This window comes from Sporosarcina sp. NCCP-2331 (genome assembly GCF_023707945.1).
Classification (GTDB): Bacteria; Bacillota; Bacilli; order Bacillales_A; family Planococcaceae; genus Sporosarcina; species Sporosarcina cascadiensis.
Genome location: NZ_BRCD01000051.1, coordinates 1 through 11,458, shown reverse-complemented (window position 1 = coordinate 11,458; position 11,458 = coordinate 1). Strand labels below are relative to the sequence as shown.

12 protein-coding genes are annotated in these 11,458 nt (G+C 46.2%); 4 read left to right on the top strand and 8 right to left on the bottom strand.

All coding sequences use genetic code 11. From position 1 onward, the window contains the following. Positions 1–181: 181 nt before the first annotated feature. The gene (locus tag NCCP2331_RS17765) at positions 182–3,337 is read right to left on the bottom strand and encodes an efflux RND transporter permease subunit (protein ID WP_251672040.1); all 3,156 of its coding nucleotides are present in this window, start codon (positions 3,335–3,337) and stop codon (positions 182–184) included. Positions 3,338–3,728: 391 nt separating this feature from the next. Here NCCP2331_RS17765 and NCCP2331_RS17760 point away from each other — a divergent pair, with 391 nt between their 5' ends. Continuing rightward, positions 3,729–4,613, top strand: a complete 885-nt coding sequence (locus NCCP2331_RS17760) for a TetR/AcrR family transcriptional regulator (RefSeq protein ID WP_153723036.1) — start codon at positions 3,729–3,731, stop codon at positions 4,611–4,613. Positions 4,614–4,734: 121 nt separating this feature from the next. Here the strand turns inward: NCCP2331_RS17760 and NCCP2331_RS17755 are convergent, their stop codons facing one another. The 3 genes from NCCP2331_RS17755 to NCCP2331_RS17745 are packed head-to-tail and all read right to left on the bottom strand — an operon-like array spanning position 4,735 to position 6,091. Continuing rightward, positions 4,735–5,175, bottom strand: a complete 441-nt coding sequence (locus NCCP2331_RS17755) for a GNAT family N-acetyltransferase (RefSeq protein ID WP_251672039.1) — start codon at positions 5,173–5,175, stop codon at positions 4,735–4,737. Between the two features lie 35 nt (positions 5,176–5,210). Next, positions 5,211–5,663 carry a GNAT family N-acetyltransferase gene (locus tag NCCP2331_RS17750; protein ID WP_251672038.1) on the bottom strand — a complete coding sequence of 151 codons (453 nt, stop codon included), beginning with the start codon at positions 5,661–5,663 and terminating at the stop codon, positions 5,211–5,213. Next, entirely contained in the window at positions 5,660–6,091 is a 432-nt protein-coding gene (locus NCCP2331_RS17745; protein WP_251672037.1) for a YrvL family regulatory protein, read from the bottom strand. The genes NCCP2331_RS17750 and NCCP2331_RS17745 overlap by 4 nt, the downstream gene beginning before the upstream one ends. A gap of 158 nt (positions 6,092–6,249) precedes the next feature. Here NCCP2331_RS17745 and NCCP2331_RS17740 point away from each other — a divergent pair, with 158 nt between their 5' ends. From NCCP2331_RS17740 to NCCP2331_RS17730, 3 genes are all read left to right on the top strand, one after another. Continuing rightward, positions 6,250–6,552, top strand: a complete 303-nt coding sequence (locus tag NCCP2331_RS17740; protein WP_153723040.1) for a hypothetical protein — start codon at positions 6,250–6,252, stop codon at positions 6,550–6,552. Positions 6,553–6,591: 39 nt separating this feature from the next. Beyond that, positions 6,592–7,332, top strand: coding sequence for a sulfite exporter TauE/SafE family protein (locus NCCP2331_RS17735; protein ID WP_153723041.1), 741 nt, complete (start codon positions 6,592–6,594; stop codon positions 7,330–7,332). Positions 7,333–7,426: 94 nt separating this feature from the next. Further along, complete coding sequence (locus NCCP2331_RS17730; protein ID WP_153723042.1) at positions 7,427–8,377, top strand: calcium/sodium antiporter; 951 nt, start codon at positions 7,427–7,429, stop codon at positions 8,375–8,377. A gap of 104 nt (positions 8,378–8,481) precedes the next feature. On the opposite strand, the gene NCCP2331_RS17725 is transcribed toward NCCP2331_RS17730, so the two are convergent. From NCCP2331_RS17725 to NCCP2331_RS17710, 4 genes are all read right to left on the bottom strand, one after another. Further along, positions 8,482–8,919, bottom strand: a complete 438-nt coding sequence (locus NCCP2331_RS17725) for a PH domain-containing protein (protein WP_251672036.1) — start codon at positions 8,917–8,919, stop codon at positions 8,482–8,484. Positions 8,920–9,024: 105 nt separating this feature from the next. Then, positions 9,025–9,402: a DUF3887 domain-containing protein gene (locus tag NCCP2331_RS17720; RefSeq protein WP_251672035.1), complete on the bottom strand. Its 378-nt coding sequence runs from the start codon at positions 9,400–9,402 to the stop codon at positions 9,025–9,027. Continuing rightward, positions 9,399–10,082, bottom strand: coding sequence for a YhfC family glutamic-type intramembrane protease (locus NCCP2331_RS17715; RefSeq protein WP_251672034.1), 684 nt, complete (start codon positions 10,080–10,082; stop codon positions 9,399–9,401). Before NCCP2331_RS17715 ends, NCCP2331_RS17720 begins: the two co-directional genes overlap by 4 nt. Before the next feature lie 80 nt (positions 10,083–10,162). Continuing rightward, positions 10,163–11,458: GHKL domain-containing protein (locus tag NCCP2331_RS17710; protein ID WP_251672033.1), on the bottom strand; the 1,296-nt coding region annotated here is incomplete at its 5' end.

The window sequence follows — 11,458 nt, the reverse complement described above, 5'->3', positions numbered from 1 at the left end:
TTCTAATACTATTCAGAATAGTTCGCAAAGCGTCAGCAACTTTTCCTGAACCGGTGAGCAGGCCTTCTGAATTTCTTTCAAATTCCGTTTGACCCATTTTTTCAACTGAACTTCAGTAAAAAACGCCCTTTGACCAAATGACCGGTCAAAGGGCGCTGTTGCTGTAAATTATCGTCATTCATTAATTATCGCGTACTGTCTCCTTCTGCTGTTTCACTTTTCTCTTCCGCGGTTTCATAAATGTTTCATAAACAATCGGAACAATCACCAGCGTCAATAAAGTTGAACTGATCAGTCCGCCGATTACTGTGATGCCCAATCCTTTAGAAATCAAACCGCCACCGCCGCCTTCCACACCCATTGCCAATGGGATAAGTGCTCCGATAGTAGCAAGAGCCGTCATCAAAATCGGACGGAGACGAGTGGATCCCGCTTCCAACAGAGCTTCCCGGGTCGAGAACCCTGCCTTTTCCTGATGGATGACTCGGTCGATCAACACGATCGCATTGGTCACGACGATACCGATCAGCATCAGTGCGCCGATCATCGCTGAGACACTTAGAGGTTCATTGGCAATCCAGAGTGCCACGAGACTTCCGATAATGGTAAATGGAAGTGAGAACAGAATGGCGAGCGGTGCCAGTGCGCCGCCAAATGTTACAACCAGCACAAAGTAGACAATTGCTACTGCGGCAAGCATCGCCAGACCTAATTGTGAGAATGACTCATTGATTTGTTCTGTGACGCCGCCAAAGTCAACCTTAACGCCAGTCGGCAAATCGAGGTCATTAATTTTCTTTTCAACAGCACTTGAAACTGCAGCAGCATCTTTGCTTGTCACATCAGCTGTCAGAGAAGCATACATTTTTCCGTCACGCCGATCAATCGTATCCGGTGTTTTTCCTTCTTCCACCTCCATGACATCTCCCAGTCTGACGGGAACGCCAAGCGGTGTTGGAATCACTTTATCCTGCAGTTCTTCGATACTGCTGTACTCGTCTTCTTTTACTTCAACATAGACCTGTAATTCTTTGCCGTCCTGTTTTACTGTAGTCAGTGCAGGCTCTTCCCCTGTTCCCATCAGGCTCATGCCCACTTGCGCAGCAGTCAGTCCCAGGCTGCTCAACTTTTCCTGATCGGCGACTAGCGTATATTGATCGTATGCTTCAGAAAGACTGGACTCAGCTTTTTCCAAATCTTTATGGTCTTCAAGAATCGGTAAAATTTGCTTCGCAGCAGCCTCAATATCTTCTTTACTATTTCCATAGACAAACAGTTGCAGGCCGCTGCCGCCCATACCGCCAAAGTCCATGCTTTTCCATTCGCCACGGGCTGAATTTTCATTCAGCGCATCAATGACTTTTGAGCTTTCTCCGTCAAAATTCTTGTAATCCTTATCGTATTCAATGAAGAATAGCGCAGAATTACTTCCGCCCATTCCCATCATAGCATCCATCGGACTTCCGCCTCCCAATGAATACTGATAAGTCGTTACCCCTTCACGTTTGCTGAAGAATTCCTCTGCATTCTGTGCAATCTCTACAGCATCTTCTTTTGTTTGGCCCGCTTCCGGACTGTACGTGGCGATAATCATTTTTTCTTCCTCTTCAGGCAGGAAGCTAACGCCGATATGCGGTACCAAGAAGAAGCTTAAGACGAGCAGTACAACCGATCCACCGAATGTAATCAGTTTATGGTCGAGTGTCCATTCCAAAATACGCTTGTAAGCATGAGCCATCTTCCCGGGCTTCTCGATTTTCCTGCTGTTTTCATTGGAACCAACAGTGGTTAACTGCTTCTTATACAATGAATGAGCAAGCATCGGAACAATTGTCACTGCCACAATCAAGGAAGCTGCGAGCGCAAATGCGATGGCCAGAGCGAACGGCAAGAACATTTCCCCAACAATTCCGCCCACTAAACCAATCGGTAAAAATACCGCAATGGTTACAATGGTAGAAGAAAATATCGGGATGAACATTTGCCGTGTCGCTTCACGAATTAAGTCTTTTCCGCGTAACTTTTCATCCGGCAATGCCATACGGCGATAAATATTTTCCATGACCACAATGGAATCATCGATGACTCGCCCAATTGCTACGGTCAGAGCACCCAGTGTTAACAGATTCAGAGTGATGTCCATTTGGTGCAGAAGAAATATTGCCATTAATAAAGATAATGGGATAGAGACAATAGAAATAAGGGTCGTTTTAATACTTCTCAAGAACAGTAAAATGATTAACACGGCAAAGACGATACCGAACAACGCCTTGCTCAGCATCGTACTGACCGCTTCTTCAATCGGCTGTCCCTGATCCATCGTCGAAGTGACCGTCAGCGCCAAATCCTTTTCAAAAGCAGTCAGTGTATCTTTTACATCGTTGACAACTTCTACTGTATTGGCATCAGCTGCTTTGACAATTTGAATACCAATGGAGTCTTCCCCGTTTGTTCTGGAAATTGATTCTGCTTCACTTACCACCTTGATCTCGGCCAGGTCGCCTAATTGGACAGAAGGCATCTCCATTGGCACCTGTGTCTGTGCAGTCGGAGCAGCAGGCTGTGCGGGATCCATTTGACCGGCTCCCTGTGAAGGCACGGCAGGAATCTTCAGCTTTTTCAAATCATCGACACTGGCAATATTCCCGTCAATCACCAAGTTTTTTACTTCACCGTCAAAATTCGTTAAACCTAACGGCAGTGTAATATCAGATCCTTGAATGATCTGCTGGATCGTTTCCTGTGACATTCCGTATTTCTTCAGTTGTTCTTCATCAAAGTCTATTGTGACTTTTTTCAGCTGTTGTCCGCTGATCTGTACGTCTGCAACACCTTCGATTCCCTCTAAAACTGGAAGGACATCCGCCTCCACCACCGCACTCATCTCATCCGCAGTCCGTTTGTTATCACTGACACTCAATGTCAAAACAGGAAGCGCATTGAAACTTAACCGTGAGACTTGCGGTTCATTCACACCCTCCGGCAATGAAAGTACGGACAAGGTTTCTTTTATTTCTTCTGTTGCCTTATCCATATCCGTTTTAAAACCGAATTGAACTTGAATAGAAGAAGCGTTGGCTAACGAAGACGAGCTGACCAGTTCTACGCCGTCCAGGTTCTGGATCCGTTGTTCAATGGGAACCGTCACTTTTTCCGCTACTTCATCAGGAGCAGCTCCCGGATAGGCAGTCAGTACCGTTACATTCGGCAAAGTAATCGTCGGCATCGTTTCCTGTTTCATATTAAAACCAGAGTACAAGCCTGCAACAATTACCATTACCGTCAGAATCCATACGGCAAATTTATTGTTGAGCGCAAAATTCGTTATTTTCTTCAAGTGATACACTCCCGGCAAATTAGTTTCGAATAATATTAAATCAGCGATCATTTATGATGTCCTGCATTAGAAACTTCCCGTTCAGACTTTCCCTCCCCTGAGCAGTGAACTATCATCTGCGCAACTGTCTGCTAAAACATTTACTGACCCCAATGACAAATTGACCAGTCAGTCACGATGTTTTATACTATAAATGACCAGTCAGTCAAAATCAAGTTTCAATCTGTTACGATATTATAAATTTCATCTACTCATAAATGCTTTGTCCATTTTGTGACTAGTCGGTCAAAAGGAGAGCGTGGAACAAAATTATCCTACTGTTGACAATTCATTGCATGTTGGTAAACTGTTTGCTAATCATGTAAATATGCACTGTGAAAAGGGGAGGCAAATGAAGGAAAAGAAACGCAAAGAACTCATAGAGTCTGCCATTAAATTATTTGCGAAGGATGGCTTTACGAACACGTCTGTCCAAAACATCGTGAATGACTGCGGGATTTCCAAAGGGGCTTTTTATCATCACTTTTCTTCTAAAGAAGAACTGCATATCGCTATTTTTGAATACTACTTTGAGCAACTAAGAACCAGAACTCAAGAAATTGATCAGGAACGTTTAAATCCACGGGATAAAATGAAGAAACAGCTGAATGTGCCATTTGAACAACTGAATCAGCAGAAAGAATTCTTGATGGTCTATATGCGCGAACAAAATTTTTCCATCAATAAACAACTGCGCGAAGTGATGGAGAAAACCCAATATGAAATGCTGAGCTGGTATGAAAAAAACTTAATTGAATTATTCGGGGAAAAGATCACTGCCTATACCGGAGATATTATTTTACTGATTGAAGGAATCCGTACCAGTTACCTTGCCGTCATGCTTTTTCAAGATTTACAGATCGATACTTCCCTGATCTCGAATTTCATGATGAACCGAATTGATGACATGGTCGAATCCTTTGAAAACGGCGAAGTGCCAATCATGAAAAATAATCTGCTGAACCCTTTCTCGAAAGAGACATTCGGCATAGCGAACCGCAAGGAAAAAGTCCTTGCGCTGCTGGCGGACATGAAAGAACAGCTCGAGGTGATGAAGTTTGATTCGGAGAAAAAAGAAGGCTTGCAGGGCGTGATTGATTTTCTGTCTGCTGAACTGAAAAAGCCGGAATTGGAGTCGTACATTTTCCAGGGAATGCTGGCTAACTTAAAGGCGGTGAAAGAATTTGACATCTATCGCGAAAAAATCGCAAAGCTGCTCGGCATTCAACTTTTATAACACCTGATACCGTCCGGGATTTTTGCTCAATGTATGTAGTGATACAACGGCTTTTCAAGGAGCTCTTCCATCCCTGTGCGATAATCAGTTTCACGTGTGATTGTCACACAGGGACTGCTCTCTATTTTATCTGTAGACTCATCGTCACGTTCCTCGCATGGAACCCCATCTTTTCGTACAGCCGGATCGCGGGATTTCCTTCAAATGCGCTCAGGCGGATTTCAGGATATCCGGTCTCTTTCAACCGATCAATCGCAACAGACATCAACCGCTTCGAGATTCCCTTTCCCCTAAATTCCTCTCTGACAAATAGTTCATAAATAAAACCAATCGGCTGATCCGTGAATTGATCTTTACTCGGACCGGCAAGAATCCAGCCCAGCAATTCGTTGTTTTCATAAGCAGCCAGATAATAGCAGCCTTTTTTCAGAAGCGGCTCCATCAGCTGCCGCACTTTTTCATTTGTCGGCTTTACCTCACCCAGCGTGCCGTCAGCGATTGCCTGAGGAGATAAAGAAATAATCTGTTCCTGTTCCATTTCGTCAGGTTTTCTAATTTCCATTAAATTCACTTCCTTTCTGTATATGCTTTCATTCTTCACAAATCCTGCGAAAGCCGGATCATATCCCTGCACTGGATTCCGTTTTCAAAAATCGTTTCCTTGTAGTGCCTGGTGAAGAAATCCCTATCGATGCCAGTTATTCGAAAACCGCATTTCTGATAGAGCGCCAGCTGGCCGATGCTCGAATTGCCCGTCCCGATCTCCATCGTCATATAGCCATTGGACTTTGCTTCCCTGATCGCTGTCAGAACCAATGTCTTTCCTATTCCTTCGCCCTGACGCCCCTCCGCTACCGAAATATTCACAAGTTCCACCGTACCGGGTCTTGTAGGCAGCAGGACGAATACACCGACGATTACTTCTCCTTCTTCCGCAATAAAACAAGTCCCTCTTTTCACGTACTCGTTAGCCAGTTTCCTGGAAGGATCTGCTAAGAGCAGCAAATCAACCGGAGGCGTTTCATTTGAATGCAGCTCTCTGATTTTCATAATGGCCTCCTATTATCTTTCTTCTGTTCGTCATCAAATACGATATCCACGCTGACGATCAAAATCGCTGTCAGGATTTCCGCAAAGCCCGTTAACGTGATTCCAGTCATCCATTCATTAACCGTATGAATGACCATCCATGTCAATGCGAACTTCACAAGTGCCATCCAAATAAACTTCTTCCGCGCCTGCAAATTCGACTTCAGCAGGAAAAACAGAATGACTTTTTCAATGATTTCAAAAATGATTCCAATCAAGATGCAGTAGAAAACGAACAGCAGCAAAGTTCCGTTTGATTCATAAGTGACGCCGATTAAGTAAAAGAAACCTGCAAGCCCGAAATACAAACCGCCAAACACGACAGCAGCTGAAACTGCGATCAGCAGTGTCATGGCGATGAGGATAAAAATTCTCTCACTGGATTTCAACGTATTCATCCCTTATAGTGTAATCAAAACTGCCTATTCTACGGATTCATTCATTGAAATGTTTCATGTTCAATCAAAACTCCACATGTCATTCAGTGTTCACACACACGAACATTAATCCAGAATATTCGTCTTTTTGTTAAAGGAGGAATGCAGCTATGAAAAATAAGGCGATAGTATTCACCCTCATCCTGGCTGCCGGCCTGCTGTTTGCCTGCAGTTCTAAAAACGATGTGAAGGCAACTTTCATAGGTACTATTCAGGAAATCAGAGGAGACAGCGCACTGGTTGATGCTGCACAAGAAGACGGCAAAGTCCTTGGACAAATTGAAATTAACCTCTCAGTAAACCCGAATGAAACGTTTCAAATCGGGGATAAAGTTAAGATAGGGTATGACGGAACAATTATGGAAACGGCTCCGCTCAAGATCATTACCCTTACAGTAGAAAAGATCGAATGATTCCCGCAGTTCCGCTGCAGAAAAGCAGGTGATTTTCTTATGAGCGAAGAGGTTATCATACTTATGGTGATTGTACTCATTGCATCACTTTTGCAGACGAGTACCGGCTACGGCTTTTCTATTATCGGCACGCCATTTTTATTATTTCTGTATCCGCCGCAAACTGCAATTCAGATAAATATCATCCTGTCCATCTGCCTGTCCGCATTTATGATCCGCACAATCAGAAATGAAATCGACCGATCCATGCTGCTCCAATTGGTCAAAGGAAGCATCCCCGGCTTACTATGCGGTATCTTCATTTATCTTTTCTTGGACATCCGACTGCTGAAAATGGCCGTCGGAGCTCTGATCCTGCTGTTGACCGTCTTATTGATGCTGCAGTTTACGATGAGCCGGACACAGAACAGGGATCTGTTAGCTGGAGGCATTTCCGGTGCACTAACTACCAGCATCGGCGTGCCAGGTCCCCCTCTGCTGCTATACTTTTCGGGAGCCCGTATTGACCAGATAACACTCCGGAGCACGACACTGGCTTATTATCTTTTCGTTTATGCCGCTAGTTTAATTATGCAAATAGCACTGGGCGGGACCTCCAAAGAGACGTGGATTTTGTCCATGTCAGCTATCCCCGCTCTTTTTATCGGCATCGTGATGGGCCAGTTATCATCTAAATGGATCAGCCAGAATACCTTTCGACGCGTCACCTATGGTATTTTATTATGTACAGGAATCTATTTGCTGTTCACCGGCCTAATCTCGGAAGTTCCTGTGCAATAAACATTCATGATTGTTGAAACTAACATGAATGTTTAAACTTTCACGTTTGTTTGGCGCACAGGCACCACTACTCAAAGGAGGAGAAAACAGTTCAATGGCATATATTCTATTACTCGTCGGATTCGCCTTATTAATAAAAGGAGCAGACTTTTTCGTTGAGGGATCCTCCAATATTGCAAGACTGCTGCGGGTCCCGCCACTTTTAATCGGCCTGACCATCGTGGCATTCGGGACAAGTTCTCCGGAAGCGACTGTCAGTATTATTGCCGCACTCGAAGGCAATTCGGGCGTCGCAGTCGGAAACGTGGTCGGCAGCAATATTTTCAATATCACGCTTGTTGTCGGACTGGCCGCTTTTTTATATCCCCTGAAAGTCGAAAGTGAGACCATCCGAAAGGAAATCCCGTTCACCCTGCTCGCCAGTGTGGCGCTGCTTGTCCTGATGAGCGACGTGGTCCTCGGGTCCGGCAGCAATATGATCACGCGCGGGGATGGCTTTATTTTCCTGCTGTTTCTTTCCATCTTTCTGTATTATGTAATTGAGACCGGTCTGAAAAGCCGTAAAAACAATGAAATCAAACCATCAACCACCAACATTAGCCGAGGTAAAAATATAGGCATCACCCTGCTCGGACTGGCCGCCATTATATTCGGCGGGGATCTAGTTGTGAAAAACGGCACGGAAATCGCCTACTCTCTCGGCATGAGTGAGACGCTGGTAGGACTCACGATCATCGCCATTGGAACCTCTCTTCCTGAACTGGTCACTTCTATTACAGCGGCGCTGAAAAAAGAAAGTGAAATTGCGCTCGGGAATATTGTCGGGAGTAATATCTTCAATATTTTATTTGTACTCGGTGCATCGGCAGCCATTTCCCCATTGGCTATAAACGATAAAGTTGTCGTGGACGTGGTCTTCATGATTGTCCTCACTGTCGTGCTACTGATTTTCTCAAGAACCGGATTCAAAATCGGAAAGCGTGAAGGAGTGGTACTTGCCGCTTCGTATATTGTGTATTTGGTTTATATTATTTTACGGAATTAAAGATATGACTGTAAGCCATAAAGGCACCGAATTCGATGTCCAAGAAGCTAGAAAAATCGCTTTGGAAAGTTCGTAGTACGAAATTTTCAAAGCGATTTATCTGCTTAACACCCCAAAACCTTCTCATCCACCTCTATACGCGGATTCCGGGCCAACAACACCCTGACAAATTCCTGTTCATTCTTCGGTGAAACATGTATATCGCGGTATTTCCCATACTCCAAAGCTAATCTATTCACGGACAGCGCGGGCGTCGCCAATACACTTTTCACTTTACGGATCCTGTGAATATCTTCCATTGCGACACGATACACCAGTGGGCCATTCCGGATGGTGAGGGTTTCTTCCCCGACATGATAATTCGTGCCGAACCAAAGCCACAGCAGAAATCCTATCAGCAGCAAGCCGAACAGCAGCCACAGCACAGATACCACGTCGAATGAAAACTCCAGGCCGATACTCGCTGCTATAACCGCCACCGTCATCCAAACCGCCGCAAAGTACACGCCGTCTTTTTTAGATGCGAATAAAATCTCCCTCATCCCTTCTGGCGTGCCTGTGCGCCAAACAAATTATAAACAATTCAGAATATTGTCCGAATTGTATGACGCACAGGCACCCTTAATCCCTTCCGCAAAAATCCGCCGTTACTTAATATACAATCCCGCCACTTCCTGCGAGTCATTGAATGTGATAGTAAATACCCGTGTCCCCTCGCTGTACTTCACAGCCAGTACCGTAATGAAATGCCCTTTGTCTTCCTCGACAGACGACTTATCCACCTCTTTGAACTCGCCGGAATCTTGTATCATGCCAGTCACTTCTTCCAGCTGGTCAGCAGTCAGCGCCTCTTTCATATTGGCATCGAGCATCTCGTGAACACCCGCCGTATCGCCTTCATTCAGCAGCGCAACCACTTCCTCCGCCTTGCCGATATATATTTTCGATGTTTCTTCATCCACTTTCTTCCCACCGCACGCGGCAAGCAGCAGCGCCACCGCGATAACCATCATCATTTTTTTCATGTCCATCCACCCTTCCTTTTCATTCGGAGACCGTACAGGAACAAGCCGACAGCGAGCAGTCCAATCAACGTTTCCATGACCAGCAGCTGCAGATCCTTCGCTACAAACAACGGCACGATACCGATCATCGCATCAATCATTGTATGGATGATAATCGCTGCGAGTAAGAATCTCCATTTCTTCTGCCTGACCGACTGCAGCACAAGAAGCGACAGTCCGATATGCAGAAGAATGGCAAAGATCCGTTCCATCCCGCCGATGAAATACAGACCCGTGCCGATCGGCGTTGCTGTAGTGAACAAATAACTGACGGCAGGCAAACCAAACAGCAGCAACGCCTCCACTCCTCCATGTCCCGCACCGAAAAACAGTCCCGACTGCCATTGGCGCTGTTTCATGAAATAGCGCATCGCGGCATACCGCGCCAGTTCTTCCGCAAGTCCCGCCGTCACGCCAAGAAATACGGCATAGAGAAGCGGATGAAGAGCGCTCAGCATCATATATTCCGTGCTGTTTACACTCAGATACGACAACAGCGGAAGTCGGATCAGCACTTGTGAGACGATAAACGCCAGTATGCCGAGCACGTACGGCAGCCACTGCTTTTTCAAGAAAGACGCGATGAACAGCCCTGCAGGAAGCAGAAGACCAACTGCTGAAGCGAACAGAATTCCTGCCATATACGGTCACCCCCCTGCTTCTACCTTACCGAAGCAGGCCGGTTACGAAAACGGATTCTTCCCAAACGGCCGGAATTCAGTCATGAACGGTCCGCTTCTTTCTTCAGCAGCAGCTGCTGGCTGAACAAATGGGCGGCAGATGACGTTTCAAGCGTTGCATAAGAGGACTTGTCCAGAATCCGCTTCAGCGAAAACAGCCCGATTCCTCTGCCGTTCTTTTTATTCGAATACTGTTTTGCATACAGCTGCCGGATATCGGCTGATTCAGCCCGGCTGCTGTTGCGGACGATGATATATTGAATAGCCGGCGTATCGAAAAGCGCCAGCTGCAGCTGTTTTTCTTCACTGGCAACCGCCTCTTCTATCGCATTATCGAGCAAAATCGTAATGACCCGGATAAAATCAGTCACCGGCATGGCAATCGATTCCACCGTTTCAGGGATATCGATCATCACGTCAACATTTTGCTGATACGCTGTCATCACTTTCACAGCGAGTACGCTTTTCACTTCCGGCACCTCGATCCGGGACAGCTTCAGCAGGTCATATTCCCGCAGTTTCAGCTGTTCCGAAGTCGGCGCCACAACATTTGTATAGACATCTTCAATCAGCGCCAGATCTTTCTGCCGCACGCCTTCATCCAGCGCCAGCAGGACGTTCAGGTAATCATGGCGGAAGCTGATGAAGTCATCGTGAATTGCCTCGAGTTTGCCGACGTAGGCAAGCATTTCATTATCAAGCAGCATCTGCTGCCGTTCGGCCATGCGGTCTTTTGCGATCTGCCAGCTGACAAGCAGCACGGTCAGCAGGAGAAAAAACAGTACGAACGCGGCGACATAGCTGACGTACGCAGCCTGCTGATACCAGGCTGCCGACATTAACGAAGCAGGCGATGACAGCAGCATAAGCGCGACGAAACTCGCAGTCAGAAGAACATAGCTGACCGCGTAAAACCGGCCCATCACGGCATAGCGCCCGAACAGCGCAATCTGCCGGCGGCCCACGACAGCGGCAATCAAAATCAAAACGGAGACCAGCAGATGCAGAAGGCTCGGGGTCCAAATATACAGATTCCACGGACTCTCCATATACAGTTTCATGGCAGACTCCAGCCCTACAAGCCTCGTAAGCGTCAGGCCTGCGGTACTCCCTAAAGCGTATAACACATTATGTATAATCGGCATGCCGCCTCGCATGAATCCGATGCCGAGCAGAAAAACGAACAGCAAAATGCCGTTTAATTCTGGATAGCCCGTCACCGTGACCGCCACTTGCAGGAACACGGTAAATAAGACGCTGACGGCGAGCATCATCCGGACCGACAGACGGTCATAGCCCGCCAGCTGCCGGTAGACATATACATGGCTGAATCCGTT

What these genes read in the sequence shown, in the direction of transcription:
- NCCP2331_RS17760 (WP_153723036.1), top strand. Translation starts at nt 3,729, where the DNA reads ATGAAGGAAAAGAAACGCAAAGAACTCATAGAGTCTGCCATTAAATTA.
- NCCP2331_RS17755 (WP_251672039.1), bottom strand. Translation starts at nt 5,175, where the DNA reads ATGGAAATTAGAAAACCTGACGAAATGGAACAGGAACAGATTATTTCT.
- NCCP2331_RS17750 (WP_251672038.1), bottom strand. Translation starts at nt 5,663, where the DNA reads ATGAAAATCAGAGAGCTGCATTCAAATGAAACGCCTCCGGTTGATTTG.
- NCCP2331_RS17740 (WP_153723040.1), top strand. Translation starts at nt 6,250, where the DNA reads ATGAAAAATAAGGCGATAGTATTCACCCTCATCCTGGCTGCCGGCCTG.
- NCCP2331_RS17735 (WP_153723041.1), top strand. Translation starts at nt 6,592, where the DNA reads ATGAGCGAAGAGGTTATCATACTTATGGTGATTGTACTCATTGCATCA.
- NCCP2331_RS17730 (WP_153723042.1), top strand. Translation starts at nt 7,427, where the DNA reads ATGGCATATATTCTATTACTCGTCGGATTCGCCTTATTAATAAAAGGA.
- NCCP2331_RS17725 (WP_251672036.1), bottom strand. Translation starts at nt 8,919, where the DNA reads ATGAGGGAGATTTTATTCGCATCTAAAAAAGACGGCGTGTACTTTGCG.
- NCCP2331_RS17720 (WP_251672035.1), bottom strand. Translation starts at nt 9,402, where the DNA reads ATGAAAAAAATGATGATGGTTATCGCGGTGGCGCTGCTGCTTGCCGCG.
- NCCP2331_RS17715 (WP_251672034.1), bottom strand. Translation starts at nt 10,082, where the DNA reads ATGGCAGGAATTCTGTTCGCTTCAGCAGTTGGTCTTCTGCTTCCTGCA.